This is a genomic window from Sporosarcina sp. QA0331 (assembly GCF_055808055.1).
This window is the reverse complement of record NZ_CM147850.1, coordinates 1,128,227-1,153,502: the sequence shown is the minus strand read 5'-3', so window position 1 is coordinate 1,153,502 and position 25,276 is coordinate 1,128,227. Positions and strand designations below refer to the sequence as shown.

Annotated in this window: 31 protein-coding genes and 1 other annotated feature; of the genes, 10 read left to right on the top strand and 21 right to left on the bottom strand. The window is 44.0% G+C overall.

The window, feature by feature from the left end:
* The first annotated feature begins 2 nt into the window (after window positions 1-2).
* Complete coding sequence (locus AC0L13_RS05480; RefSeq protein ID WP_473644759.1) at window positions 3-440, top strand: GNAT family N-acetyltransferase; 438 nt, start codon at window positions 3-5, stop codon at window positions 438-440.
* A 111-nt stretch (window positions 441-551) separates the two neighbouring features.
* Here the strand turns inward: AC0L13_RS05480 and AC0L13_RS05475 are convergent, their stop codons facing one another.
* From AC0L13_RS05475 to AC0L13_RS05445, 7 genes are all read right to left on the bottom strand, one after another.
* Entirely contained in the window at window positions 552-857 is a 306-nt protein-coding gene (locus tag AC0L13_RS05475; protein ID WP_473644757.1) for a hypothetical protein, read from the bottom strand.
* Between the two features lie 202 nt (window positions 858-1,059).
* Entirely contained in the window at window positions 1,060-1,308 is a 249-nt protein-coding gene (locus AC0L13_RS05470; protein WP_473644755.1) for a stage VI sporulation protein F, read from the bottom strand.
* Between the two features lie 17 nt (window positions 1,309-1,325).
* Window positions 1,326-1,463, bottom strand: coding sequence for a YjcZ family sporulation protein (locus AC0L13_RS05465; RefSeq protein ID WP_473644753.1), 138 nt, complete (start codon window positions 1,461-1,463; stop codon window positions 1,326-1,328).
* Window positions 1,464-1,536: 73 nt separating this feature from the next.
* Window positions 1,537-1,899 carry a stage V sporulation protein AE gene (spoVAE, locus tag AC0L13_RS05460; RefSeq protein WP_473644752.1) on the bottom strand — a complete coding sequence of 121 codons (363 nt, stop codon included), beginning with the start codon at window positions 1,897-1,899 and terminating at the stop codon, window positions 1,537-1,539.
* Window positions 1,900-1,908: 9 nt separating this feature from the next.
* Complete coding sequence (locus AC0L13_RS05455; protein ID WP_473644750.1) at window positions 1,909-2,910, bottom strand: stage V sporulation protein AD; 1,002 nt, start codon at window positions 2,908-2,910, stop codon at window positions 1,909-1,911.
* A complete protein-coding gene (gene spoVAC, locus AC0L13_RS05450) occupies window positions 2,904-3,359 on the bottom strand; it encodes a stage V sporulation protein AC (protein WP_473644748.1) in 456 nt (151 codons plus the stop codon). The genes AC0L13_RS05455 and spoVAC overlap by 7 nt, the downstream gene beginning before the upstream one ends.
* Window positions 3,359-3,760 carry a hypothetical protein gene (locus AC0L13_RS05445; protein WP_473644746.1) on the bottom strand — a complete coding sequence of 134 codons (402 nt, stop codon included), beginning with the start codon at window positions 3,758-3,760 and terminating at the stop codon, window positions 3,359-3,361. Before AC0L13_RS05445 ends, spoVAC begins: the two co-directional genes overlap by 1 nt.
* A 119-nt stretch (window positions 3,761-3,879) precedes the next feature.
* Here AC0L13_RS05445 and AC0L13_RS05440 point away from each other — a divergent pair, with 119 nt between their 5' ends.
* Entirely contained in the window at window positions 3,880-4,437 is a 558-nt protein-coding gene (locus AC0L13_RS05440; RefSeq protein ID WP_473644744.1) for a CotY/CotZ family spore coat protein, read from the top strand.
* 103 nt (window positions 4,438-4,540) lie between these two features.
* On the opposite strand, the gene AC0L13_RS05435 is transcribed toward AC0L13_RS05440, so the two are convergent.
* Together AC0L13_RS05435 and mgtE are read right to left on the bottom strand one after the other, a co-directional pair.
* Window positions 4,541-4,900, bottom strand: a complete 360-nt coding sequence (locus tag AC0L13_RS05435; protein ID WP_473644742.1) for a hypothetical protein — start codon at window positions 4,898-4,900, stop codon at window positions 4,541-4,543.
* An 87-nt stretch (window positions 4,901-4,987) separates the two neighbouring features.
* A complete protein-coding gene (gene mgtE, locus AC0L13_RS05430; protein ID WP_473644740.1) occupies window positions 4,988-6,361 on the bottom strand; it encodes a magnesium transporter in 1,374 nt (457 codons plus the stop codon).
* 89 nt (window positions 6,362-6,450) lie between these two features.
* Between mgtE and prpE the strand changes: the two genes are divergently transcribed.
* Complete coding sequence (gene prpE / locus AC0L13_RS05425; protein ID WP_473644739.1) at window positions 6,451-7,191, top strand: bis(5'-nucleosyl)-tetraphosphatase PrpE; 741 nt, start codon at window positions 6,451-6,453, stop codon at window positions 7,189-7,191.
* On the opposite strand, the gene AC0L13_RS05420 is transcribed toward prpE, so the two are convergent.
* The 4 genes from AC0L13_RS05420 to AC0L13_RS05405 are packed head-to-tail and all read right to left on the bottom strand — an operon-like array spanning window position 7,179 to window position 9,976.
* Window positions 7,179-8,087: an RluA family pseudouridine synthase gene (locus tag AC0L13_RS05420; protein WP_473644737.1), complete on the bottom strand. Its 909-nt coding sequence runs from the start codon at window positions 8,085-8,087 to the stop codon at window positions 7,179-7,181. The genes prpE and AC0L13_RS05420 overlap by 13 nt on opposite strands.
* A 7-nt stretch (window positions 8,088-8,094) precedes the next feature.
* Entirely contained in the window at window positions 8,095-8,895 is an 801-nt protein-coding gene (locus AC0L13_RS05415; RefSeq protein ID WP_473644735.1) for an NAD kinase, read from the bottom strand.
* Window positions 8,867-9,568, bottom strand: a complete 702-nt coding sequence (gene yjbM, locus AC0L13_RS05410) for a GTP diphosphokinase (RefSeq protein WP_473644733.1) — start codon at window positions 9,566-9,568, stop codon at window positions 8,867-8,869. The genes AC0L13_RS05415 and yjbM overlap by 29 nt, the downstream gene beginning before the upstream one ends.
* Before the next feature lie 15 nt (window positions 9,569-9,583).
* Window positions 9,584-9,976 (bottom strand): UPF0738 family protein, encoded by a 393-nt coding sequence (locus AC0L13_RS05405; protein ID WP_473644731.1) that lies wholly within the window; start codon window positions 9,974-9,976, stop codon window positions 9,584-9,586.
* A gap of 144 nt (window positions 9,977-10,120) precedes the next feature.
* On the opposite strand from AC0L13_RS05405, the gene AC0L13_RS05400 reads away from it, so the two are divergent.
* The 4 genes from AC0L13_RS05400 (at window position 10,121) to AC0L13_RS05385 (ending at window position 12,436) form a co-directional block, all read left to right on the top strand.
* The gene (locus AC0L13_RS05400; RefSeq protein WP_473644728.1) at window positions 10,121-10,822 is read left to right on the top strand and encodes a lytic transglycosylase domain-containing protein; all 702 of its coding nucleotides are present in this window, start codon (window positions 10,121-10,123) and stop codon (window positions 10,820-10,822) included.
* A gap of 94 nt (window positions 10,823-10,916) precedes the next feature.
* A complete protein-coding gene (locus tag AC0L13_RS05395; protein WP_473644726.1) occupies window positions 10,917-11,309 on the top strand; it encodes a globin domain-containing protein in 393 nt (130 codons plus the stop codon).
* Window positions 11,306-12,115, top strand: a complete 810-nt coding sequence (locus tag AC0L13_RS05390; RefSeq protein WP_473644724.1) for a DsbA family protein — start codon at window positions 11,306-11,308, stop codon at window positions 12,113-12,115. Before AC0L13_RS05395 ends, AC0L13_RS05390 begins: the two co-directional genes overlap by 4 nt.
* A gap of 117 nt (window positions 12,116-12,232) precedes the next feature.
* Entirely contained in the window at window positions 12,233-12,436 is a 204-nt protein-coding gene (locus AC0L13_RS05385; protein ID WP_473644722.1) for a hypothetical protein, read from the top strand.
* Window positions 12,437-12,823: 387 nt separating this feature from the next.
* On the opposite strand, the gene pepF is transcribed toward AC0L13_RS05385, so the two are convergent.
* The 5 genes from pepF to AC0L13_RS05360 all read right to left on the bottom strand — a co-directional run bounded on the left by pepF (window position 12,824) and on the right by AC0L13_RS05360 (window position 19,200).
* Window positions 12,824-14,638 (bottom strand): oligoendopeptidase F, encoded by a 1,815-nt coding sequence (gene pepF / locus AC0L13_RS05380; RefSeq protein ID WP_473644720.1) that lies wholly within the window; start codon window positions 14,636-14,638, stop codon window positions 12,824-12,826.
* Between the two features lie 51 nt (window positions 14,639-14,689).
* A complete protein-coding gene (locus AC0L13_RS05375; protein ID WP_473644718.1) occupies window positions 14,690-15,844 on the bottom strand; it encodes a competence protein CoiA in 1,155 nt (384 codons plus the stop codon).
* A 158-nt stretch (window positions 15,845-16,002) separates the two neighbouring features.
* Window positions 16,003-16,656: an adaptor protein MecA gene (gene mecA / locus AC0L13_RS05370; RefSeq protein WP_473644716.1), complete on the bottom strand. Its 654-nt coding sequence runs from the start codon at window positions 16,654-16,656 to the stop codon at window positions 16,003-16,005.
* A gap of 549 nt (window positions 16,657-17,205) precedes the next feature.
* Window positions 17,206-17,604: a transcriptional regulator SpxA gene (gene spxA / locus AC0L13_RS05365; protein ID WP_060206922.1), complete on the bottom strand. Its 399-nt coding sequence runs from the start codon at window positions 17,602-17,604 to the stop codon at window positions 17,206-17,208.
* Between the two features lie 399 nt (window positions 17,605-18,003).
* The gene (locus AC0L13_RS05360) at window positions 18,004-19,200 is read right to left on the bottom strand and encodes a putative glycoside hydrolase (protein WP_473646857.1); all 1,197 of its coding nucleotides are present in this window, start codon (window positions 19,198-19,200) and stop codon (window positions 18,004-18,006) included.
* 199 nt (window positions 19,201-19,399) lie between these two features.
* Window positions 19,400-19,627 (top strand) — a binding site (T-box leader).
* A 193-nt stretch (window positions 19,628-19,820) separates the two neighbouring features.
* Here AC0L13_RS05360 and trpS point away from each other — a divergent pair.
* On the top strand, window positions 19,821-20,807 hold the full coding sequence (gene trpS, locus AC0L13_RS05355) for a tryptophan--tRNA ligase (protein WP_473644713.1): 987 nt from the start codon (window positions 19,821-19,823) through the stop codon (window positions 20,805-20,807).
* Here the strand turns inward: trpS and AC0L13_RS05350 are convergent.
* The 3 genes from AC0L13_RS05350 to AC0L13_RS05340 all read right to left on the bottom strand — a co-directional run bounded on the left by AC0L13_RS05350 (window position 20,764) and on the right by AC0L13_RS05340 (window position 23,521).
* Window positions 20,764-20,982, bottom strand: coding sequence for a YuzI family membrane protein (locus tag AC0L13_RS05350; RefSeq protein ID WP_473644711.1), 219 nt, complete (start codon window positions 20,980-20,982; stop codon window positions 20,764-20,766). The genes trpS and AC0L13_RS05350 overlap by 44 nt on opposite strands.
* Window positions 20,983-21,278: 296 nt before the next feature.
* On the bottom strand, window positions 21,279-22,514 hold the full coding sequence (gene fabF, locus AC0L13_RS05345) for a beta-ketoacyl-ACP synthase II (protein WP_473644709.1): 1,236 nt from the start codon (window positions 22,512-22,514) through the stop codon (window positions 21,279-21,281).
* 74 nt (window positions 22,515-22,588) lie between these two features.
* Window positions 22,589-23,521 carry a beta-ketoacyl-ACP synthase III gene (locus AC0L13_RS05340; RefSeq protein ID WP_473644708.1) on the bottom strand — a complete coding sequence of 311 codons (933 nt, stop codon included), beginning with the start codon at window positions 23,519-23,521 and terminating at the stop codon, window positions 22,589-22,591.
* Between the two features lie 186 nt (window positions 23,522-23,707).
* Here AC0L13_RS05340 and AC0L13_RS05335 point away from each other — a divergent pair, with 186 nt between their 5' ends.
* A complete protein-coding gene (locus AC0L13_RS05335) occupies window positions 23,708-23,893 on the top strand; it encodes a DUF2929 family protein (RefSeq protein WP_473644706.1) in 186 nt (61 codons plus the stop codon).
* A gap of 194 nt (window positions 23,894-24,087) precedes the next feature.
* Window positions 24,088-25,229 (top strand): IS3 family transposase gene (locus AC0L13_RS05330; RefSeq protein WP_473644159.1). Its coding sequence is split into 2 segments (ribosomal slippage): window positions 24,088-24,361 and window positions 24,361-25,229, totalling 1,143 coding nucleotides; the frame shifts between segments, so codons are not numbered across the junction.
* The last annotated feature ends 47 nt before the right edge of the window (window positions 25,230-25,276 follow it).

Below are 25,276 nucleotides of genomic sequence, written 5' to 3'. Positions count from 1 at the left end.
GATTGATCGAAGTAAAGATTGCCCGTTCCGATCGTGAACGGGCAGATGCGTATGACGTGCGGAAAAAAGTGTTTGTGGATGAGCAAGGTGTACCAATTAGTCTTGAAATTGATGAGTTTGATAAAACCGCTTCCCATTTCATCGTCTATGATGAACAGCGCCCGATCGGAGCTGGACGCATCCGGGAAATCGATTCGGGAATCGCTAAAGTAGAGCGGGTGTGCGTAGTGAAAGAATTGCGCGGAAAGCATCTCGGGAATTTGATAATGCATGAACTTGAAAGACATGCAAAATCTGTCGGAATGACGAAAATCGTACTGAACGCACAATCTTATGCCGTACCTTTTTATGAAAAACTCGGGTATACAGTTACGTCACCTGAATTCATGGATGCGGATATTCCGCACCGTGCAATGGAAAAGGAAATTACCGCCAACTAATTCGGCAAATAAAAAGAGCAGATCGCTTCCGTTTACCGGTTGCGAGTCTGCTCTTTTTTGGATGTCAGCTTCAATCCTTGCTACAGGATATAGATTCCATCCTTCATGCATTTACACATATTCGTTTACCGCGAGTCCTTTTCCTACAAGCTGCGCAATTTCAGGCGATAGGTTGGCTGGATTTGGATAGATGAACCCTTTCAAGTAAGGAGGGCGGGAGTTTTCAGTAATTGGTTCCCTTTCCTCCATGATCCGCTCCTGTTCGCTTCGAAGCGTATCATCGAATTTATCCATCAAATCCGGATCCATTTTAACTTTTTCCACCCGATCGACATATGCGAAATTGTTACGCACTGCATTCATTCGATTCGCGTATATTTCACCTTGCGTCGGCTGAACCGGTAGTATATAGCCCATTTCCCCACACCCCTTTACATTATTTTCTCACATACCCTTTAACCTTATTTATAGTTTATGAAACATAGTAGACTGAAAATGATTGTTTTAACCTATTTTTTTGATTCTAATACTAGGCATAATCTATTTCCAGCTCGGGTCATCGGTTATGTGGACAATGCAATAGGTTTGGGTATTTAGACATCATTCAGTTGCTATTAGGTTAACCCATCATTCGCTGAATATCATTGAAATTTACTGATTTGCCGTTGTTTACAATTGATTTCACGAGTTCATCTTCCATATGTGGCGGGACTTCTTTTTTTGCGAGTCGGCCTACTTTTCTAACGATTTTCCGCACTTGTCGCTCGTCGCTGAAATCCGCATATTGAATTGCATTCGCCAATGCGAATACTTCTTCCATCGGAACGCCGGTTTTTGATTCTATCTTTTTAAAAAACGAGTCATTCATCCTGTCATCCCTCCTCCTTAGACAAAGCTACTGCCAACGATGATTAGCAAGATGAAGAGAACAACAATCAGTACGAAAGTGGAACCGCCATAGCCTTTTCCATACCCGCCATAGCCGCCGCCAAATCCTCCGCCAGAATAGCATCCACCGAACATAAAAATCCCTCCTTCCCTTCCGTCTATCCTATGCAGATAGCGGAGAGAAGAAGGGGGCGTTTGCACAGATTTTTCAATTGGTACCCTTTGATTTGAAAAGAAATGAAGCAATGAAGCCAAATAGGATCGCTGCACTGATTCCAGAACTTGTCACTTCAAACATCCCTGTCAGCACGCCGATGAGACCGTGTTTTTCAGCTTCCGCAAGCGCTCCATGCGTCAATGCGTTACCGAAAGATGTGATTGGAATTGTTGCACCTGTTCCTGCAAAATCAATGAGCGGTTCGTACAGGCCAAAGCCATCCAATACGGAGCCTGCTACGACAAGGATGCAGAGCGTATGTGCAGGTGTCAGCTTTGCTACATCAAACATCAGCTGGCCAATGATACAAATGAGACCGCCGACTATAAAAGAGGTAATGTAAATCGAAAACAATCAAACCACTCATTTCATCGTTAGTTCGATCGCGTGCGCGATGCACGGAATCGTTTCTCCTTGTTGGTACGATAATGGGGAAAGAAGCGCACCAGTCGCAATCAGGAGTACTCTTTTATATTCCTTGTCCATCATCTTCTTATAAATTTCCGAAAAATAAACGGAGGCTGAACATCCTGCCCCGCTCGCGCCTGCCATGAAATCAGGATTGTTACCGTAATACTCCATCCCTGCATCACTGAAGTTCTGAAAATCGGTAATTCCTTGGTTTTTGACTAGCTCTTGAAATATTGAAAAACCGACTTTAGCCAAATCGCCTGTCATGATCAAATCATAATCACTCGCAGCTTTTCCATGGCCAGTCAAATGCCGCTTCAACGTATCAGCTGCTGCGGGCGCCATGGCGGCTCCCATATTCAATGGATCTGTCATTCCCATATCAATCGCTATGCCAATCGTTCCGCATTCTATGGAAGGAACTCCTTCCTGGAAAGGTGCAATTGCTGCCGCTCCTGCTGCTGTCGCAGTCCATTGTGCGGTGCTGCCTTTTTGTGCGCCGTATTCAATCGGATATCGGAATTGCCTTTCGATCGCATTATGTTGGCTAGATGAACCGGCAATTGTCAATTTCGACATTCCTGCTTCCGTCAACAATGCTGCAAGAAGCAATGTCGAGACTGAAGTTGCGCATGCTGAAAACATGCCGATATACGGGATTCCAACTGTCGTTGCACAGAAACTGGAAGGAGTCATTTGATTGACAAGATCCCCTGTCAATATAAAATCGGCATCCGATGGAATTTTATCCACTTTGCTTAACGCAATCATGCATGCATCTTCCATCAATTTTGAATGTCCCTGTTCATTCGTTTCCATGCCGCATCTTTCGTCTTCATACATCTTATCGAAGCCTGTGTGAAATGGACTTTTCTTCTCAAGTGGTCCTGCTGTTACGCCCGTTGCAACGATGGAAGGGGTCGAATGGAATGTCAACAAGCCTTTCATTACCATGAAACGACTCCCATCTTCACTAAAATCGTCTTAATAAGGGCAACGAGGAAGGCTGAAAAAACACCAAACACGATGACTGAACCAGCCAATTTGAAAATATTACCTCCGACACCTAGCACATAGCCTTCTGACTTATGCTCGATCGCCGCAGAGACAACCGCATTACCGAACCCAGTTATCGGGACTGCCGCTCCTGCTCCACCAACTTGACCAATTTTTTTATAGAGGCTAAATCCAGTTAACAGCATAGAGATGAAAATCATCGTAGCAACTGTCGGATTGCTCGCAGTCCGCTCAGTGAAATCGAAGAAGGTCATATAGAAAAGTGCAATGAACTGCGCGATGAGACAAATCGTGCCGCCTACAAGAAATGCTTTAATCATGTTTTTGAGTAATGGCGGCTTCGGAGTGATCCCCTGCTCCAGTTTCGCGTATTTGTCTTTGTCCATTATGTCTCTTCCTCCGCTAGTGATATCAAATGATGAATTTTTTTCTTCATTCCCTTTTCATCGTCTTTCAAGATGAGTTTATTCGTTTCTGTTAAAATCTTGCTATCCGCAGAAGCGAAAACCGATAGATCCGGGTATTCTTCCTTCAACTTCTTTTCGATTTCATCGGCAATTTTTCTTTTATTAAACCTGGAAAAAGTTTTTACACGGATTCCAACGAGTAAATGATCTTCATAAAACAGAGCAGCAGCCCCTTTAATACGATCATCTCCCTTCAGTAACTCTTCCATTTTGCTTGCGTCCTCGTCTGTATGATTTTCGAATTTGTATTCATTCGGAATACATCCAGACAGTAGAAGAACTAAGCATAGCACCGTTATGAGCTGACGAATATTCACCATCCCCTTTTTTTAACAGTATGGCGATTGCTGTTGTTTTTTATTCATTGCGTGATGTTTGCCCTAGCCCTGAGCAATCAAGCGCATAAAGTATAAGGAGTTGAGAAAAGGAGGTGGAATGAATGGGATGTGGAAGAAATGAAGAAGTCGGAGATGTACGGCGCAACGACAATTGCATTTGCGAGGTTGTCCGTGCCATTAAGCGTGTGCAGGATATCCGCGATGATCTCGATTGCGACGATTGCAGAACTGACTGTTTCCTGACTCCGCTCGGTAGCCTTGTAAGCCCTGCACGTCAACGGGCCAATACGCGTGTATTCATGCTATTGGACGAAAAAGGTAATCCATTCAAAGCAATGTTCAAAAGAAGAAGAAGGTTCGACGATAATGATGTCGCAACGACCTCCGACCAAGGTCGAAGAGACTGTGCAACATGTTTCTCGATCTTCTTCAGGGTTCAAAATATTTTCGACAATTGCTGCGCAACAATCCAAGTACTTGAACCGCGTGATGCTAGAGGACGAAAAGTCGACTTGTTCAAAGACGGCAAATTAGACCTCGATGCAGTATGCGAAGTAGAAAACTTTGAAGCGACAGGCACTTGCGTTACTGTCGATTTAAAATGCTTCTGTGCAATCCAATGCGTGAAAGACGTTTTCATCGATTGTGACGACGATTGAAGGAATAACCTGTGATGCTGACTCTGTCCGATCGAATCCGATCGGGCAGTTTTTCATTTTATTATACCCAAAAACAGGACGGACCATTTGCTGGTCCGTCCTGTTAATATCTTTCATCAAATGGCTGCCCGCGCCAGAGGACGTCTTCTATCTTTGCTATTTCAACTTCAGAAATCATATTTTCCGTTTCGATCCACAGAATATCATTCTCGACTTTATGGATCGCGCCTTTCACGACGTTGCCTTCTATGACGAATTGAAGAGGCTTATAGGCCTGTTTCCGGAATGGTTCGCTCAAATAGCGTATTTTGCTCATGATGGCGGGGTTGACAACATGGCTTTCAGCTTGAACGGATGAGTTGACGTCGATTGCCTCTCTCTCGGATACATCGTTCGGAACAAAGACTGACGTGCTTTCTTCCTCATAGACGGCCACCTTTACATAGACGGGCGGGCCCTGCACAAATAGTAACGGTTCATTGTAGGAAATGTTGATTCCCCCTTTTTTCCGTAGTATATGCGCCTATTCGGAATGAAGTTCTTTCCCTGTTCAAAGGCTGCCGATGAACATCGTTGCCAATCCAAGATAAATGATAATACTAATGACGTCATTCAATGTCGTAATGAACGGACCTGATGCGACAGCAGGATCGATTTTCATCCGGTGCATGAAGAGCGGGATGAACGATCCGGAAATCGTTGCAACAAAGATGGAAACTAAAATGGCCGCCCCGACGAGCAACGCGATAATGAATTCATGCTTCCATATGAAAATGAGGCCGACAACGAAAATCGCACAAATTAGCCCAGTAATCAAGCCTGTGCCCGCTTCCCGCAATAGCAGTTTGAACTTGCTTTCATCCTCAACGTCACGAGTTGCAATACCGCGAACTGCGACCGCCAATGCTTGCGTCCCGCTGTTTCCAGCAGTACCTGCAATTAATGGAATAAATGCAGCGAGCAATGCGACTTGCGAAATCGTATCGGTGAAAAGATCGATTAAATTCGCTGTCAGCATACCAAGCACTAACAGAATGATCAGCCATGGAATCCGTTTCTTCGCAGCAGAAAACGATGTTTTGTCAAAGGAGTCCATATTGGATACGGCGGCGAGCTTGGAATAGTCATCGGATGCTTCTTCGTCTAATACGTCGATAATATCATCGACTGTAATGATCCCTAACATATGCTGTTGGAAATCTACGACTGGAACCGCTAGCAAGTTATAGTCTTGGGTCGTCCTTGCGACGTTTTCTTGGTCATCGGAGACGAGTACGCTGACGACACGCTCATTCATAATCGACTGTATTAACGTATCTTCGTCCGTAATGATTAAATCCCTAAGCGAAACGACGCCCGTTAAACGATTATCTTCATCGACGACGAAGACGTAATAGATCGTTTCCGCTGATGGCGCTTCATTCCGAAGAATCGTCATTGCGGAGCGAACAGTCGAATATTGCGGAATCGAAACGTATTCCGTCGTCATGATCGAACCGGCAGTATATTCTTCATAATGCAAGAGCGATTTGATTTGTGCAGCCGCTTCTTTATTCATTAACGTTAAATAGCTGGCAATCTGCGCTTTATCAAGTTCTTTCAGGACATCTACCGCATTGTCGACGAACATGTGAGAAATCATATCCGCGGCATAAGTCGTGTCCATCTCCTGAAGGAACTGCTTATATTCATCTTCATCGATTTCGCTCGTCTCGAATATTTCCGCCAACTCTTTCGGAGAGAGGAAAAAATACATCATTTTTCGTTGTTCTGCTTCCACCTTTTCATAAAAAACAGCTCGATCATATGGGTGAAGCATCAAATATTCATCACGGAACGTTTTAATATCTTGCTGTTCCAATGAATTTATAAGTTTTTCTTCGTCGATAATAATTTCATCGCGAATTTCTTCATTTACAGTCATGGCTGCACCTTCCTTTCCGCTCCGACATGCATGAATGCATTCCTAAAGGTATGATAATGAAAAGAGAATCTCTACAAAGGAGAATCGATATGAAACTGGATATTATTGGTGATATACACGGATGTTATGATGAATTGCTGTCGCTAATTGACAAGCTTGGTTATTCATTCACATCGGGATTGCCTTTCCATAAGGATGGAAGGCAGCTCGCTTTTGTAGGAGACGCGATGGATCGGGGTCCGGCCTCGTTAAAAACTTTGGAATTGATGTTCAAACTGCAGGATGATCACCGACTTATTTATTCCCCCGGCAACCATTGCAACAAACTGTTCCGTTTCTCGAAAGGCAGCAATGTCCAGCTGAAGAACGGGCTTGAAACGACTGTGGCCGAGCTGAATGCCCTGCCTCCTAAAGACAAAATGCGGTTTCTGGATCGGTATAGGCAATTCTACGAAGCTTTGCCATTATACGAAAATCCGGACGGCGGAAAACTAATTATCGCACACGCAGGAATTCGTGAACAGATGATCGGAGAACCATTTTCAAAGAAAATACAATCGTTCGTCCTCTACGGGGATACGACCGGCGAAACGCTTCCGGACGGCCGTCCCGTTCGAAGAGATTGGGCGAAAAAGTATTTTGGCGACGCGTGGATCGTTTACGGGCATACTCCAGTAACAGATGCACGGTTCGTCAACCAGACTGTCAATATCGATACAGGATGCGTATTTGGCGGCAAACTGACCGCCGTCCGCTATCCTGAAATGGAAATTGTCTCCGTTCCATCAAAGCAAACATTCATCCCGGAGAAGTTCACTCACTTTGATTGAGGAATTAATAGCTCCATATCCGCTGGCAAACCACTTGTAAAGGTCATCGGTTCACCCGTCAGCGGATGTCGGAAACCGATAGCAGCGCAATGCAACGCTTGACGATCGATCAATTGAAGAGAGCCGCCGTACAAATCGTCTCCAGCAAGCGGGTGGCCAAGCCATTGCATATGGACTCTTATTTGATGTGTTCGCCCAGTATGCAGCTTCAAGGAAACGATTGTGTACGGCGCACCGTTCCGTTCAAAGCGGTCGACTACTTTGACATCCGTTCTTGCGTATTGTCCATCTTGCCGGACTGTCCTTTCAATAATGCTGCCATCCTTCCGTCCGATCGGCTGTTCAATCGTAAAAGCGTCATTCTTTATATACCCTTCCACAATCGCAATATAACTGCGGTCAAAACCGGTCGTCTGCATCTGTTCGCTGAGCAGATGGTGAATATGCCGGTTTTTTGCTATGCAAACAATTCCCGACGTATCCGTATCCAGCCTCGTCACGATATGCACAGTCGATAGAACGCCTTCAGCTTCGAGCTTTCCAGCTACGAAATTGGCGGCTGTCCCGTTCGGTTGATCGCGTGAAGGGATCGTCCCTTGTCCGGCAGGCTTATCGATGATCAAAATCGCTTCATCTTCATAGACGATTTCTAGATTGCCAGTTTCAGGCACAAGACCGACGCTTGGCTCTTCCGGTGGAAACTGAACTGTGACATTATCGCCTTTACTGAGCATATGCCTTACTGTCTGCTCCGTCCCGTTCACGAGCAGGCAGCCCCCGTCATATTTCACTGCCGTTAAAGTCCGTTTGGAAATCCCATGGCTATGAAGGAATTCACGGAGGATAACTTTGTCCTGATCGACAATGAATTCCAGGGTGAACTTCTTTTTATCCACAACCACTTTACTCATCACTCGCGATGAACGAATCGTGGACCCTCGTCCAAAACGGGAACGGGCGGAACCTGCCAAACCGCACTTTCTCATCTGCCACTTTGTATTCAATCGACTTCACGTCTTTATGCAATAGTTGCAAATGGTCGATCGTCACCATGAAATCAGGCCCTTTGACCGGCGTTAGCACACAACTATGATGCGCCGGCAGAACGAGCGGAGATCCGACCGTCCGGAAAACCCGGTTGTTGATCGAAGCCATTTCAGTCAGTTGGATGGCGTGCAAAGACGGGTGGATAATCGCGCCGCCGAGAGCCTTATTATAGGCGGTAGATCCAGATGGCGTCGACATACATAGTCCGTCCCCGCGGAATCTTTCGAAATGCACACCGTTTAACTCCACGTCCATGACTAACGTCACTTCAGGTGATTTCACCGTCGATTCATTGAGCGCAAGATATTTTGCAACTTTATCCGAATTCCGGTAGTTGATCGTCACTTCGAGAAGGGGATATTCGATGACGTTATATTCCTTCCGGGCAATGGACAAGACAAGCTTTTCCATTTCAGCAGGCTTCCAATCTGCGTAGAAACCGAGATGCCCAGTATGGATGCCGATGAATGCAGTATCCTTCAGTCGGTGGATATATTTATGGAAAGCATGGAGTAAAGTGCCATCCCCGCCGACTGATAAAACGATATCAGGCTCATCTTCGTCAAAAACTAAGCCGAAATCAGTCAAATAATCCTTCGCTTCATCTTTTAACCGATTCGATAATGAATCATTTCTCGTCTGGATGGCGAATTTCATCATTGACTCCCCTTTTCCGTTTCGTTTTGCCGTAATCCCTTTCAGCAGTTTCTTTAAATGCGCTGAAGTATTGCTGGGCATCATGTATTTCATCCCGAATCAACGACATTTCTTCATCTAATCTGAATGCGGCTTCTGCTGCCCGTTCCAGTCGATGTCTGATTTCGTTCGGCAATTCACCTTGATATTTATAATTCAAGGAATGCTCGATCGAAGCCCAGAAGTTCATTGCCAACGTACGGATCTGAATTTCCGCGAGAATCGTCCTTTCCCCGTGGATCGTCTGTACCGGGTACTCGATGATCATATGAAAGGAACGGTATCCGCTCGGTTTCTTATGAGAAATGTAGTCCCTTTCCTCAACGACTTGCATATCGGTGCGCTGTCGTAATGTATGAACAACTTTGCCGATATCATCAACGAATTGGCACATGATACGGACACCCGCAATATCCGGCAATTCTTCCGCCAACTCCGCGGAAGGTTGGAAAGGAATGCCTTTTTCAAGTGTTTTATCATAAATGCTTGCGAGCGGTTTCACTCGGCCAGTCACGAATTCTACAGGCATATGGACTCCTTCGAGTTCGTACTGCGCGCGAAGCCCCTTCAATTTCACCTTCAGTTCGGCAACGGCCTGTTTATACGGTTCAAGAAATTGCTTCCACTCCTTCATGAGTAGCCCTCCAAACTAGTAGTTGATGTTTTGGAGGAAGGCCTCGAATTCCTGCTCCACCGCAGTCGTGAATGCCTCTCCATAATTGTCGTTCCCTTCGATATTATAGACGAGCATCGTCAGCTCTTCTACAAAACCTGGCAAGGGAATTTTTTCATCGTTCCACAGAAGGAACGGATCTGTTCCGGCTTGCAATGCAAGCGCCATATATGGCCAAGTGTCTTTCGGGAAATGTATGTATGTATACCCTTCATCTTCGTCCATTAAATAGACAAATGAATGTTCTTCGGAATCGGTTATCATTTTCTTTGCAGGGGAGCCGGTCGGACGGTCAGCTTCAGCCTCCAACAAAAACAGGATGTCATCGCCGCTCTGTTGCCCTTTTAGTACTCGGTTCTGAATTCGCATAGGTCTTCTTCCTTTCAATTATCTTACGTTCAGTCTACCATATGAGAGCCTTCGGTGCAGTCTGTAACATGCGTTTTTATGTCAAACTTGATATACTTAATTCATAAGCAACAGTAGATAGTCCTAAAGAAAGGGAGTAGCAAAATGGATGCACGCGCAATACGCACTTTGATGGACATACAGGCGATGCAGACACTTGGTTCGGTGCAAACGTTCGCGAACAGTCAGGATTCACCTTCCTCGCTGTTCAGCGTAATGATAAATGATCTATTAACTGGTATGACGGAAGATTCTACACGAACAGATACTTTTCCATTACAGTCGTTCGGCATGCTTGGAGGACTTCAGTCGATGAACGGTCTCCAATATGCAGGTCTGAATAGTGTTTATGTACCAGATGGCCTTCAATCGGCTATCTTCAACTCTCAGACATTGAACAATGAAACTTCAATATTTGCTGGAGAAAACGACTTCACTGATTTCATTAAGCGGGCGGCAGAAACATATAGCTTACCAGAGAACTTGATTTCATCCGTCATTAAACAGGAGTCCAACTTTAACAGCTCAGCGGTCAGTGGAGCAGGTGCCATGGGCTTAATGCAACTCATGCCAGGGACTGCTAGACTGTTAGGCGTACAAAACGGATTTGATCCTGAGCAAAACATAATGGGCGGGGCGAAATATTTACGGCAAATGCTCGACCAGTTCGGCAATGTCGAAATGGCATTGGCGGCATATAATGCGGGTCCTGGCAATGTTAGAAAATATGGTGGAATCCCACCTTTCAAGGAAACAGAACAATATGTATCTAAAGTTCTAAACTACTACAATCGCTTTGAAGTCTGACAGCTTCCCAGTTCAGTTGAAAGCAATATGTTTGTGAAAGAATTGTTTGGTTGATAAAATGTCCATACAGTCAGAACAAAGGAGATTGACATACATGACTCGAAAACCTTTGATTCCTTATGAGGAAATCGGTGCTGAAAAATTGTCGGAGCTCATCGATCGTTTTTATGAAAAAGTGGCTGTCCACCCGGACTTATATCCGATTTTCCCTGAAGATCTGACGGAAACAGCACGAAAGCAAAAACAATTTCAAACACAATATTTAGGCGGACCGAATTTATTCACGGAAGAGCACGGCCATCCGATGATGAAAGCGCGTCATATGCCTTTTCCGATAACTCCTACACGTGCAAAAGCTTGGCTCGCCTGTATGGCGGAAGCGATGGATGATGTAGGCTTGGAAGGACCATTGCGGGACGTGTATTATCAACGACTCGCGCTAACTGCAAATCATATGGTGAATAGAAGCGAGGAGGATGAGCGGTGAACCGGGAAACTCTGTTGGAAAGCAGCGCTACTTCTTCAGCCTCCTTGTCAAAGCCCATCGAAATTTACGTATTCGTAGACCCATTATGCATGAACAGTTGGGCGCTACAGCCATTGCTGCGCAGATTGCAAGTCGAATATGAACGTTATTTCACGTTGAAAGTCGTTCTTAGAACTTCCTTAACAAAGACGAATTCATGCTGTTTCGTCAACTTGAATGATGCGAAAGCTTGCGATAAAAATCATCCTGCATTTCCGAGCATCGCCTTGAAAGCAGCGGAGTTCCAAGGAAAGCGTGCAGGATTCCGATTTCTTTCGAAGCTATTCGAATACACATATTTGAAAAAGAGGAACGTCTTCTCCTTTTCAGTGCTCGTTGAAATAGCAGAAAGTATTAATTTGGATGTTGACGAATTCATTCTCGATTTTTCATCACACCACGTGTTGCGTTCCATGCAAGTCGATTTGCATTTAGCGAATGAAATGGAAGTTGAGGATGCACCATCTTTTGTTTTTTTCAATGAAAACATTGAAGATGAAGGTTTGAAAGTGAATGGATTACATTCTTATGATATATATGAACAGATTTTGGAAGAGATGGTCGGTTACGAAATCGCACCAGACGCCCCGCCGACTTTGGATGAATTGTTCCAGCGTTTCGATTCACTCTCAACGAAAGAGATCGCAGAAATATACAACATCCCGGAAAAATCGGCCGAGCGCGAATTAAAGAAGCAGCTTCTTCTCCAAAAGATTGAAAGACTGCCTTTGACAAACATGACATTATGGCGCAAACGCATTAATTGAAAAAAAGCAGATTGCATGGTCGTCGAATCCCATGCAATCTGCTTTTTTATATTATATTAAACAAACGCCGGATTTTCGCTCCAGGCGGACGCATTGAGTGTGGGATGACTTCTTATTTTGAGCGTGGAGCGGATTGATTTGGACGTGGCAGCATCTAGTTTGGACGCGCAGCGGCTTACTTTGGACGCGGTGGCATCCGTTTTGGACGCGCAGCGGCTTACTTTGGACGCGGTGGCATCCGTTTTGGACGAACAGCGGCTTACTTTGGACGCGGTGGCATCCGTTTTGGACGCAGGGGCACCTGCTTTAGACGCGCAGTAATAAATATGTATACAATAAAAAAGAAAAGAGCATCCACTCTTGGGGGAGAGGGATGCTCTTTTACAAAGGGAATGGGAGAAATGTTCACGTTCAAACAAAAGGGGTGTATGTTTGGTATGTGATTTATTTCACATCTATAACTTATCATAAAATAATAGTAACATCAACATTTCACATGAAATTTCACATCTCTGTCACAAATAAAACATGAGATAAACCCTATACCTAAAGACTTTCAAGAAGTTGTAAAAATAAACATTTACTCACTAACCAAAATGAAAGCGCTTAACTTATTATTATACCAATATAATCATAAAACAGACTAAACGAAAGAACCTGACTCAGCCGCTAAAAGCGCTACGTCAGATTCTTTTTCACTGCTTTGGATTAACCAAGCAATTCTTCCAGCTCGTTCAATCTTTCCTCAAACACTTTGCACGCCTCTTCAATCGGCGCAGTGCTTGTCATATCGACTCCTGCTTTTTTTAACACTTCGATCGGGTAATCCGATGAACCTGCTTTTAGGAAATGATTGATGTAACGGTCGACAGCAGGCTGCCCTTCTGACAAGATCTGATGGCTAAGCGCCACTGCAGCACTGAAGCCTGTCGCATACTGATACACATAATAATTGTAGTAGAAATGAGGGATGCGCGCCCATTCGAGAGCGATTTCCTTATCCTCTTCCACTGCATCTCCAAAGTATTTCTTGTTCAATGCACCATATTCTTCCGACAATTTGTCAGCAGTCAATGCAACGCCTTGTTGGTCAAGCTGATGGATCAGATGCTCGAACTCAGCGAACATTGTTTGACGGAAGACCGTTCCACGGAATCCTTCTAGCCAGTGGTTCAATAAATAAATGCGTTTTTGCTTATCATCGATAGTTTTCAATAAATGATCGTTTAAGATCGCTTCGTTAACAGTAGATGCAACTTCTGCAACGAAAATGGAATAACCGCTATAGTTGTACGGCTGATTCTTCCTCGAATAATAGCTATGCACGCTATGACCGAATTCGTGCGCCAACGTGAACATATTGTTTACGTTGTCTTGCCAGTTCATAAGGATGTACGGGTTTGTTCCATATGATCCAGATGAATAAGCGCCTGAACGCTTCCCTTTATTTTCACGGACGTCCACCCAACGGTTTTCAAGTCCTTCTTTGACGATCGAAGTATATTCCTCACCAAGCGGATGGAAACTTTCAAGCATCGTTTCTGTCGCTTCTTCATATGGAATTTTCATTTCCACGTCTTTTACCATTGGCGCGAACATATCCCACATATGGAGCTCATTCAAGCCGAGGACCTTTTTACGCAATGCAACATAGCGATGATGCAATTCAAGGTTTTTATTAATCGTGTTGACGAGGTTGTCATATACCTGTTCTGGAATATGGTTGTTCGACAATGCAGCTTCACGCGCAGATGAATATTTCCGGATGCGTGCATTGACATTATTACGTTTTACATTTCCGCTCAATGTGGAAGCGAATGTGTTCTTGAATTCGCCGTATTTGCTGTACATCGCTTTAAATGCGTCTTCACGCACGCGGACATCCTTGCTTTCAAGGAAACGGATATACCGGCCATGTGACAACTCTGCCTCTTCCCCGTCTTCATCCTTCACCGTTGGGAACGTCAAGTCTGCATTGTTTAGCATGCTGAACGTTTCCGAAGAATTGCCCGTCACTTCGCCCATTTGAGCTAAGATAGCTTCCTGTTCAGCCGGGAGGATATGTGCACGGTAAGCGTTCATTTCTTCGAACTCATGCTTGTACATTTTCAATTTATCGTTGTTTTCCGCAAGGCTGTTCAATTCCTCTTCAGGGATAGCAAGCAATTCAGGTGCGAAGTAAGAAAGCGCTGTCGAAATTTTGACGTACAATGTTTTCGCTCGACTTTCCATCGCTTGATAGAAGCTGTTCGTCGTATCCTGGTCGCCTTTCAAATGGGCATACGTATACAGTTTCCCCATTCTTTGATAAATCGTATCTCGATATGAAAGCGCAGCGAACAATGCATCTGCACCTTGACTTAACGTACCTTTAAATGTTTCTGCTTGTCCTGAAAGCTCTTCAATTTCCTTGAATTCCTTTTCCCATGCTTCGTCATTTGGAAAAATATCTTCGAGACGCCATGTTCCTTCTACTTTCACTTGATCACGCGTCAACACTTTGTTCTTCGTTTCTGTCGACATTCAAAATCCTCCCCATCATTTTTCTTCGTAAATCGAATCATTTTTATTCTCTCAATTCCGTTCCTCATTTGCAAGAAATCTTTCTGAAATTAATTGCAAAATTACATTTTCACTGAAATCTGTTTTTGATGTAGCCGACACTATGCCCAACCGGCTTAAAAATTCAAGATAGTTTTCACAAGCTTCTATTTGTCCGTTGAATTTCCTATCAAATCCGTGGATAAAACGCTCAATTGCATACGTTGAAATATCTGTAAACGGAATACTGTTCCGCTTAAGAAAATGAATAAAACGGAACTGCCATTCAACATCCGCTTCGCGGAATGATTGATTTCCAATAATCGGTACACCAATCCATGACGGCAGCTGTGTAGGGAGCATTTTCATTTCATAGCAGCTTCTTAAGAATGGGTCTTTGATGCCTTTTCTATTCAATAAAATCCTGTTTTGCAAATCCTTTTGTCGATGTGTCACATAAAGATTTCCATATTGTTGAATTATATTTTCGGTTGGTGACTTCGGGCGCGCGAAAGGGAAAATTTGAAACTCGACGGGAAGAACACGGTGTATTCCGATATACCGCTGTCCAGCTACATGCAGTAAACTACTGAAATAGTGAAATGTTTGTGTGTGGGGATTAAATGTGAGGAGAACGTCTCCTTCTGGCGGGGTGCTGACGATGAACCACGCTTGAAACTTAGAAAACTGAAAAATGCCGACACCTTCTGGGTAATTAACGAATTTTGCAGGTGTATGCAAAATCCAAATCGGTTCCATGCCAGCTCTACGATATCCATCTGACCGCTCTTCTAGATGGGAAATGGGGATTGTACTGCATTGGAATTCAATCGCAAACTTCGTTTTTCCTAATTTGACGAGCAAATCGGGGCGCTGTGAAATCTTGTTCAATAACGGCTCCAATTCGACTTCTTGCCCGACTTTCTTTAGGAACTGATACAATAACCGCTTGCCGCTTAGATGTTGTTGGGATTCTCCTTCGGAAAAAGAAGCGGTGCAAGTTGTATCTTTTCGGTGGGCAAAATGTGGTATGACAATATCGCCGACTTTCAACTGGACCGGACTTTTGCATTGCGGGCAATAAAAGCGCTCGGTTTGCCTCCATTTTCGCAGTTCTTGCCTTTTCAGTTCGGGGGATAAAATAATTAGTCGACCTTCTTCCGAACAAGCTGTAAGAATGGCCCTCACTCCTTTCAATTGTATTGTAGGAAACGGGGCAAGTTATTTCAAACATTATGAATCTTACTCTATTTAACTGGCATTTAAGTCCGGAACCAACTATAAATTCATTTCACAACAAAAAAGCCGTTCCCCATTATTACTGGGGAACAGCTGTATTATTGTTATTAGCCGAAATATTTATTTACAGTTGCCATTACATCAGATTCCATAATGACTTTTCCGTATTCCTCAAGACGGTGGATCGTCACTTGGGATAACGAGCCGTATTCAGAAATGAGACTACAGTAGTCGGATTTATCATCATCGTCCATTTTCGATTCATCATAAACTACGTATAAATAGAATTTACTTTCAAACGAATAGAGAGATGATTCAACTGCATATTGCGGAATGACTTTTGACAGCGAAATGACATTTTCAAACTCATCAAAGACGAACATATCGGACGTCCAAACAACTGGCTCATCATTCAATTCGCTCATTAGCTGTTCGGAATTGGCAAACATGCTGGGATCCGGTTCGAAAGGTTTTCTGGAATCATCTAAACCGAATTGGCCATCCGATTCATCATTTTCCGAAACTTGCGCTCGCGTCACTGTTACTTCAATTCCGTTATTCATCGCATGGACTTGAATCCATAACGGACCTTCTACTTCAAATTCGGTCTCGTCATTGATCTCATCCATCATCTCCCAGAAGAGCTCTTCGCTTTTATCGCGATTGTACCAAACCTCTTCCCGTGTAAAGCCCCGTTCCTCAATGTCTATATACGAAAGGTAAAACTTTACGGTATTATCATTGATTCGCTCTATTTCCATCCCTTTTCTCTCCCTTCCTACAAACAGGCTTGAGCCCATTTCGTTATTTTCGCAATAAACCTGCAATGCTTATACTTACTATATGACCGTCCATGAGGTTTTGAAAGGGTTATCCTCAGGTGTACGGATATTAATCAATTACGCCTTGGCGTAATTGCGTCCAGATTTTGAATTGCGCCTGGGGCCAACAGGATGTTGGTCATGCAACCTTTGCCGCAGGACGCGGCGAACTGAGGTTACCCTCCTTAAATCCCTTCAAAATCTATGACATCCGCCGGAGGCTAACATAATTCAGCCGCTTTTGCTGAATTATGTTATTAGCATTGTAGAGAACATCAGCATGATAAGCAAGGAGAATATTCAAAAGCGCAGGGCGCCTGCCTAAAGACGACAGGCATATGACAAAGATACGGAGTGGCGATCTTTGCCACGCAGTAGCTTTGGCTTATGACCCCGAGTCTTTGGCGCCCGGAGTCTAGCCGAAAATAAAAAGCTGATAGGATTGGCAAAATGCCTGTCATCTCCCTATCAGCTTTACTATGTCTTAAGTTAGTTTACCATGCGCCGCGCTTCAAGAAGCTGATAGGCTCTTACTTTTCTAGGTAGGAAGCGTCTGATTTCATCTTCATTATATCCTACCTGAAGCCTTTTTTCATCTAAGATGATTGGTCTTCTTAATAGGCCCGGATGTTCTTGGATTAGTTCATATAAACGTTGCAGCGGTAGGCTTTCTACGTCTACGTTTAGTTTTTGGAAGATTTTCGAACGCGTTGAAATGATTTCATCCGTTCCGTCTTCCGTCATCCGCAAAATTTGTTTAATTTCATCGATATTCAAAGGCTCTGAGAAGATGTTCCTTTCAGAATACGGAATTTCGTGTTCTTCCAACCACGCCTTCGCTTTTCTACATGATGTGCAACTAGGTGAGGTAAATAATGTAACTCCCATTCGCTGACACTTCCTTTCAGTCGGCTAACTATCTTATATTTAGAAAATTAAATTAGAATAATTTTAAAGTAACGAGCTTAACTCCTATTATACACATATTCATTCTCAATGAATACACTTTTTCAAAGAAAAGTGGAACAGATGATTTCTTTGTCACATTTTCGCAATATTGTAGGGTTTACAGCTCCTTCAGTTATGTACTTGGACACTTCTTTACTGTTATACCCGGCGAATGAATTGTTTAAACATCATTACTTCAAAAAAAACATTTTCTCATTTAGAATTCGTTGAATGAAAAACGACTTTCTACACTTAGTAGTACGAAATGGAAGGATAAAAAGTTTCAGTAAACAATGAAAAATTTCCGGAAACCTATTAACGAAGGCTTCCGGATGTGATTTACGGCGTATAATCTACACCTTCTGTATAATTATTCCCTGCATTCCATAATAGATACTCGTCGATTCCATTCTCTTTCAATGCTTTGATTTGTGCTTCTACTTCTTTTTTCCCGTAGCGAAGATAGTTCCCTTTTCCGAGCCAAGGTGCGCTGAAATCTTGAAGCCATGGACGTGAAACCGGCGGGTTATCAAGAGCTCCCAGCTTGGCGTTCTCTACTTTTGCGTATTCGGTCACAAGTCGATATGGTTCGAGGTCGGGTTTGGAAATGCCAAAATAAGACGTCCAGTGACTCGGATAAATCATTGACGAGATAACATCAACATTCTCAGAAATCTTCGAGAAGTTTTGTCCGATTCCAGGCGCTTCAGGCAAAGTAGCAGAATAGCCGAAAATATCGACGGATACTTCCACATCATATGGCTTCAATTTTTCTCGTGCATATGCCACAAAATCCGTAACTGCTTCAACTCTCCGCTGAACCGGATCAAGATCCGACTCCGCGTAGTCATCCATCGAGTATTTCAATGTCTCATGCCGTTTTTCGAATCCTTCCGGAAAACGAACATAATCGAATTGGATTTCCTTGAATCCCATTTTCGCCGCTTCAATCGCTATATCAACATTATGATCCCACACTTCTTTCATGAACGGGTTGACGAATGACTCGCCTCTACCATTTTTCCATACTTCATTTCCATCCATGAATGACAATTCAGGCTGCTGCTCCGCAAGCACACTATCCTTGAATACTACAACTCTTGCAATGGGATAGACTTTATGCTCCTCAAGCGTCTCTAACATTTTACGCGGATCTTTTATGTATGGTTTTCCAATATCCATTTTGAATAATGGCGATTTCTCTTGCGGCTTATACGTTAAGTTGCCGAAGTCATCCTTAATATCGATGACCATTGCATTCAAATCTGTCGAATCGATCAGTTTTAACAATCTATCGAATCGGGAACCCCCTGCCGAATGTCCCGTGACGTAAATTCCTCTCACTGCATCCGGGTACTCAAATACGAGTCCGGAATCGTAACGAAATAATTTTGAGCTTGCTACAATTCCTTCATCTATTGTTTCAAATCCATATGTACGTTCAGCAAATTCAAAATCGGTCTTCGCCTCGTCAGCTTGCACTGCAATCGGCATGGCAACTGCGCTTGCAAGCATCAAAGAGGTCATCCATTTCATTTTTTTCATACGACACATCCTCTCTTTCAATCATTCTATCAGAGCAAAAATACAATGAATAGGGAAAGTAATCTATTCCCTGGATATCGAGTCGAAAAACCTATTTTTTTGTCAAATCCCACTTCTAGACCTAGTTCTTACATCAAAATTTTTTAGTTGCTTTATTTCAAATGTCGTATTATACTTTTGACAACTATTACGAAAAGCGAAGACGGAAAGAGTATTCTTGTTACGGCATTGAAGAGAGCCTGTGGTGGGTGCAAACAGGTATGGCGAACAAGAGGAATTGGGTTCCTGAGCTTGATTGGCGAAAAAGGATTGCTTCTCCAGTAGCCATTCACGTCCCCCCGCGTTAAGGGGTTTGAGTGGCCTGCACGCAGGCTAATTCGGGTGGTACCACGGTTGATACACATCAGTCGTCCCTTTTTTAGGGATGACTGGTGTTTTTTTTATTTTTATTTTTATTACAGTGATTGAGTTGATTAAAGTAGAAGGCGGCGACTTCGGCGAAAGCCGTGACGAAGAACGGCTTTTGCGAGCACAAGCGACAGCGTTGCGAGCAGGCTCAAAAAGCGTCCGCCTGAAACAGAAATTAGCTACTATCAGAGGAGGTATATTGGATGAAAACTATTTTTTCGGGTGTTCAGCCCACAGGAACAGTAACATTAGGGAACTATATCGGTGCATTTAAACAATTTACAGAACTTCAGCATGAATACGACTGCCGTTTCTGCATCGTCGATCAGCACGCCATTACAGTACAGCAAGATCCTGATGAATTGGCAAAAACAATCCGTTCGCTTGCAGCCATTTATATCGCTAGTGGAATCGATCCAGAGAAATCTTTGCTGTTCATTCAATCAGAAGTACCGGCGCACGCCCAAGCTGGATGGATGATGCAATGCATTTCGTATATAGGCGAGCTTGAGCGCATGACTCAATTCAAAGATAAATCCGAAGGGAAAGAAGGCGTCTCTGCAGCCCTTCTCACATACCCGCCTTTAATGGCCGCGGATATCCTTATTTACAATTCAGATATCGTTCCTGTCGGAGAAGACCAAAAGCAGCACGTTGAACTGACAAGAGATTTGGCAGAACGTTTCAATAAACGATACGGCGAAGTGTTAACCATCCCGGAAGTGCGCATACCGAAAAATGGAGCTCGCATTAAATCATTGCAAGATCCATTGAAGAAAATGAGCAAATCAGATCCGAACAAAAAAGGAACGATTACGCTATTAGATACACCGAAGGAAATTGAAAAGAAAATCAAGAGTGCTGTAACGGACTCGGATGGTTTCGTCAAATTCGATGTTGAAAACAAGCCAGGGGTGTCCAACTTGCTGACGATTGAATCGGCATTAAGCGGCATCTCAATTACCGATCTCGAATCGAAGTATGAAGGACTTGGCTATGGCGCGTTCAAAGCCGGTGTCGCTGAAGCTGTCATCGGGCATCTTACACCTTTCCAAAAGCGCTATGAAGAGCTTCTAAATTCCTCCGAGCTTGATGTACATCTTGACAGAGGCGCTGAAAAAGCGAATGAAATTGCATCTGCCACTCTCAAAAAAATGGAGTCCGCGATGGGGCTTGGAAGAAGACGATAATCGCTAATAGTATGACCGCCATTACAAAAAGCGTGAAATCGGGCGTTTGGATAATGAACAGCAAAATCCGTTGCCAACTATATCCAAGCGAAAGATAATTGAAATAGAAAATCATATGTGTGACAGTAACGACTATAAGTCCGTAGCTGATGAGGAAGAGGAAGATACGCATCATATACATCGCCCTTTTTCTTTTCTTCCAGTGTATGAAAGAAAGCTCCCCTTTTAGAAGAGTTCCAAAAGGGGAGCTTTCAGCCTGTTGACAAACGCTCGCATCCGTTGTTGCTCGTCTCGCTCGTCCGCTCATGAACTTTAGTTCTATTCGCGTCTTCGCTCGACTTCGCGCGGGCTCGCAGGAGGCGAGTCATGCAACCGTTGCCACAGGACGTGGCGATCTTAGGTTGCCTTCTTTGGCAAGCGTTTTCAATCAGGCTGAAGAAACTCCTGACCATTGCTACTCGCCTAAAAAAATTATATTTTCTTGAATACGAGTGAAGCGTTATGTCCACCGAAGCCGAGAGAGTTGCTCATCGCATATTCGATGTCCGCTTTTCTTGCTTTATTGACGACATAGTCGAGGTCGCATTCAGGATCTTCATTCACATAATTCGTTGTTGGAGGAATAATCCCTTCTTGCAACGCCTTCACCGTAAAGATGGCTTCCAATCCGCCTGCAGCGCCGAGCAAATGTCCAGTCATCGATTTCGTAGAGCTCATTGCGAGCTTATACGCATGTTCGCCGAAGACCGTCTTCGCAGCAATCGTTTCGAACAAGTCGTTATACGGTGTGCTCGTACCGTGGGCATTAATGTAATCGATTTTATCCGGGCTAATGTCCGCTTCTTCAAGAGCTTGGCGCATTGCACGTGCAGCTCCTTCTCCTTCAGGAGCCGGTGCAGTAATATGATGTGCATCGCCTGTTGAGCCGTATCCGACGATTTCCGCGTATATTTTGGCACCGCGTTTCACCGCATGCTCGTATTCCTCAAGAATGATAATGCCGGAGCCTTCCCCGATGACAAAACCGTCCCGCTCCTTGTCAAATGGACGTGAAGCTGTTGCCGGATCAGGGTTTAGGGATAATGCTGTGTTTGAACAGAAGCCTGCCACCGCCATCGTTGTGATCGGTGCTTCAGCTCCTCCTGTGATCATGACGTCTGCATCTCCACGTTTGATTACTTCGAATGCGTCACCGATTGAGTTCGTTCCGGATGCGCATGCTGTCACTGTACATGAGTTGATGCCTTTCGCGCCAAAATGGATGGATACTTGACCTGATGCCATATCAGGAATCATCATCGGAACGAAGAATGGGCTGACACGACGGTATCCTTTTTCAAGGAACGTCTTGAATTGCTGCTCGTGCGTTTCCATGCCGCCGATGCCTGAACCGATCCAGACGCCAGTGCGTAATGCTGTCTCTTCATCCAATTCAAGGTCTGCATCTTTCATTGCCATGATGGACGCCGCCAATGCGTAATGCGTGAAACGGTCCATTTTCCGCGCGTCTTTTCGAGAAATGTATTCTTCGATATCGAAATCTTTCACTTCTGCCGCTACTTTTACCGGAAATTGTTCACTGTCCAGTCTTGTGAGTGGTCCGATTCCAGATTTTCCGTTCAATACCGCTTCCCATGATTCTTCCGCGGAATTTCCTACTGGAGAAACTGCTCCAACTCCTGTAACGACTACACGACGTTTTTCCATTATTGAAAACTCCCCTTCATTTTTACAATTAATAATTAGTTATATCGCTTCGTTTATTATATAGTAATCCGATTTTATTTTCCCCATTTTATACATAGGGCGCCCCATGTGAGTCCGCCGCCGAAGCCGACTAGGACGATGACGTCATCGTCTTTGACACGGCCTTCCTGCAAATCGTCGAATAACGAGATTGGAATCGATGCAGCTGACGTGTTTCCGTATTTATGGACGGATTTGGACATTCTTTCAATAGGAAGTCCTAGCCGTTCACGAGATGCTTCCATAATGCGAATATTCGCTTGGTGCGGAATTATATAATCGACGTCATCTGTCGTTAGACCTGCCTTTTCCGTTACATTTACAGCTGATTCGCCCATTTGACGGACCGCAAACTTGAATACTTCACGTCCGTTCATATGGATATATTTATCTTGGTATAGATGTTTGCCTCCCGTACCATCCGCTCCTAATTCGAAGGAAAGGATTCCACGGCCTTCGCTCACTTTTCCAACTACCGCGGCACCTGCACCGTCTCCAAAAAGGACTGCCGTATTGCGGTCTTCCCAATCTGTAATTTTCGATAGTTTCTCGACACCCACGACGAGGACATGTTTATATGTTCCGGCTTCAACTAAATGTTTCGCCATGACAACGCCGTACATGAAGCCCGCACAAGCCGCAGATACATCCATCGCCGCCGCATTTTTCGCACCTAGTCGCTCTTGGATCATCGTTGCGACGGATGGGAATGGACGGTCTGGCGTCACAGTTGCTACGATGATCATTTCGATATCTTCCGGATGGAGACCTGAATTTTCAATAGCGTCCACTGCTGCGCTATACGCCATGTCGGATGTATCGGTATTGTCATCGGCAATGCGTCTTTCTTCAATGCCTGTGCGCGTGCGGATCCATTCATCTGTCGTATCGATGCGCTGTTCAAGATCATGGTTTGTCACAACTTGCGTAGGAACAAATTTACCTACACCGATCAACCCTGCATTCATATTACATACCCCGTTCCTTATCATCTATTATTAGTACCTGGTATTAATTATAGAAGATAACATGTCGTTTTTCAATATGTCGACACGATTTCGCCAAAGAAAATATAGATTGCATATAATTTTGTTTATTGATTGGTGGTGCTATGGTATGATGAACAAGGAAATAGTTACAATGAGGTGAATTTGATGAAATATATCATTACGTTTGTTTGGTCTTTTCTACTTGTAACGATGTTGAACTACGTTGCCGGTTCAATCGCCGGTATCGCATCTTTCGACTTCATGGGCGGAGTTATCGTTTCGGTCATCTTGTCAGTTATCGTCCTATGCATTACAGCTATCATTCCTGACGAGCAAGTCGCAGATTATTGATTCATCCGTAAAGCCGTTCACTTCATTGTGGATGGTTTTTTATTTGTATGGTTTTTGGTGCAGGAAGCAGAAAAACCTTGGCGACCGATTTGCAATCGGTGCGCACTGACCTGAGAATATGAGACAAATAAAAACACCTTACGTTGAAAAACGGGTATTGAACCTTAATACATCAACGTGGAGGTGTTTTTTCTATGGGAACTAAAGTTAGTTATCCAGAAGAAGTTAAATTAAAGGCGATTCAAATGAGGTTAGCGGGTGTTCCTGTAAAAGAAGTTATGGAGGAACTGAATATCCGAAACCGTACACAGCTGAAAACTTGGATGAAATGGTATCGGAATGGTGAATTGCATCGTCTTGCACAACCGGTCGGCAAGCAATATGCCTTCGGCAAAGGACCCGGGTATGAAAGTGAGACAGCGAGGTTGCAGGCTGAAAATCGATATCTGAAACAACAGGTGGAAGTGTTAAAAAAGTACGCGGAATTGGAAAGGAAGTGGCGCCAAGAGTTGTGATTCAGTTAGTGGAAGAATTAAGTGGAAATATGACTATAGGAGAAATCTGCAGACACTTGGGCGTCGGTCGATCATCGTATTATCGCTGGAAAGCTCAAGAAGGGAACGAAACGCCAAAGGAGGCGCGGAATCGACAGATTGGGGAATTGTGTAAGAAGCATAAATTCATATATGGCTACCGGAAGATTGCGGAACTGTTTCCTGGGGCCTGCGAGAAGACAGTACAGCGCGTCATGCAGAAACATGGTTGGCAGTGCCGTGTAAAAGTGAAGAAACGGAAACGTACTGGGCAGCCTGCATATGTCGCACCGAATCTGTTGGCGAGGGATTTTACTGCGTCTAAACCCTTGGAAAAGCTAGTGACGGATATTACGTACTTGCCCTTCGGGCAATCTATGATGTATCTTTCAAGTATCCTAGATGTCTACAATGGAGAAATTGTAGCCCAGACCATCGGTTCCATCCAGGATACTGCCTTTGTGCTGGATACGTTGCATCAATTACCTGACTTGCCGGAAGGCTGTATTTTGCATAGCGATCAAGGTTCGGTTTATACATCATATGCCTATCAAAAGGCAGTAAAAGAAAAGAGAATTACCATGAGCATGTCCCGAAAAGGCACGCCCGCTGATAATTCTCCAATCGAAACGTTCCACTCCTCGCTAAAGTCGGAAACGTTTTACCTCGACGGAATCCATCGCACAACGAATGCGCATGTGATTCAAATTGTCGAAGAATACATTACTTATTATAACAATATCCGCATCCAAACGAAATTAAACAGCCAATCGCCGGTACAATACCGACAACTGGCTGCATAATAAGGTGTTTTTTAATTGTCTCAAAAAAGATAGTCAGTGCCGTGCAC

Bases quoted from the DNA above. Each gene is read 5' to 3' on its own strand.
- AC0L13_RS05340 (WP_473644708.1), bottom strand. From the start codon at position 23,521: ATGAATGCAGGGTTGATCGGTGTAGGTAAATTTGTTCCTACGCAAGTT.
- yjbM (WP_473644733.1), bottom strand. From the start codon at position 9,568: ATGAAGGAGTGGAAGCAATTTCTTGAACCGTATAAACAGGCCGTTGCC.
- AC0L13_RS05395 (WP_473644726.1), top strand. From the start codon at position 10,917: ATGACTCGAAAACCTTTGATTCCTTATGAGGAAATCGGTGCTGAAAAA.
- AC0L13_RS05455 (WP_473644750.1), bottom strand. From the start codon at position 2,910: ATGGTAATGAAAGGCTTGTTGACATTCCATTCGACCCCTTCCATCGTT.
- AC0L13_RS05440 (WP_473644744.1), top strand. From the start codon at position 3,880: ATGGGATGTGGAAGAAATGAAGAAGTCGGAGATGTACGGCGCAACGAC.
- mgtE (WP_473644740.1), bottom strand. From the start codon at position 6,361: ATGACTGTAAATGAAGAAATTCGCGATGAAATTATTATCGACGAAGAA.
- spxA (WP_060206922.1), bottom strand. From the start codon at position 17,604: ATGGGAGTTACATTATTTACCTCACCTAGTTGCACATCATGTAGAAAA.
- AC0L13_RS05360 (WP_473646857.1), bottom strand. From the start codon at position 19,200: ATGAAATGGATGACCTCTTTGATGCTTGCAAGCGCAGTTGCCATGCCG.
- AC0L13_RS05350 (WP_473644711.1), bottom strand. From the start codon at position 20,982: ATGATGCGTATCTTCCTCTTCCTCATCAGCTACGGACTTATAGTCGTT.
- AC0L13_RS05475 (WP_473644757.1), bottom strand. From the start codon at position 857: ATGGGCTATATACTACCGGTTCAGCCGACGCAAGGTGAAATATACGCG.
- AC0L13_RS05470 (WP_473644755.1), bottom strand. From the start codon at position 1,308: ATGAATGACTCGTTTTTTAAAAAGATAGAATCAAAAACCGGCGTTCCG.
- AC0L13_RS05415 (WP_473644735.1), bottom strand. From the start codon at position 8,895: ATGAAATTCGCCATCCAGACGAGAAATGATTCATTATCGAATCGGTTA.
- prpE (WP_473644739.1), top strand. From the start codon at position 6,451: ATGAAACTGGATATTATTGGTGATATACACGGATGTTATGATGAATTG.
- AC0L13_RS05445 (WP_473644746.1), bottom strand. From the start codon at position 3,760: ATGGTGAATATTCGTCAGCTCATAACGGTGCTATGCTTAGTTCTTCTA.
- mecA (WP_473644716.1), bottom strand. From the start codon at position 16,656: ATGGAAATAGAGCGAATCAATGATAATACCGTAAAGTTTTACCTTTCG.
- AC0L13_RS05335 (WP_473644706.1), top strand. From the start codon at position 23,708: ATGAAATATATCATTACGTTTGTTTGGTCTTTTCTACTTGTAACGATG.
- AC0L13_RS05465 (WP_473644753.1), bottom strand. From the start codon at position 1,463: ATGTTCGGTGGATGCTATTCTGGCGGAGGATTTGGCGGCGGCTATGGC.
- AC0L13_RS05400 (WP_473644728.1), top strand. From the start codon at position 10,121: ATGGATGCACGCGCAATACGCACTTTGATGGACATACAGGCGATGCAG.
- spoVAC (WP_473644748.1), bottom strand. From the start codon at position 3,359: ATGGACAAAGACAAATACGCGAAACTGGAGCAGGGGATCACTCCGAAG.
- trpS (WP_473644713.1), top strand. From the start codon at position 19,821: ATGAAAACTATTTTTTCGGGTGTTCAGCCCACAGGAACAGTAACATTA.
- AC0L13_RS05405 (WP_473644731.1), bottom strand. From the start codon at position 9,976: ATGCGAATTCAGAACCGAGTACTAAAAGGGCAACAGAGCGGCGATGAC.
- pepF (WP_473644720.1), bottom strand. From the start codon at position 14,638: ATGTCGACAGAAACGAAGAACAAAGTGTTGACGCGTGATCAAGTGAAA.
- fabF (WP_473644709.1), bottom strand. From the start codon at position 22,514: ATGGAAAAACGTCGTGTAGTCGTTACAGGAGTTGGAGCAGTTTCTCCA.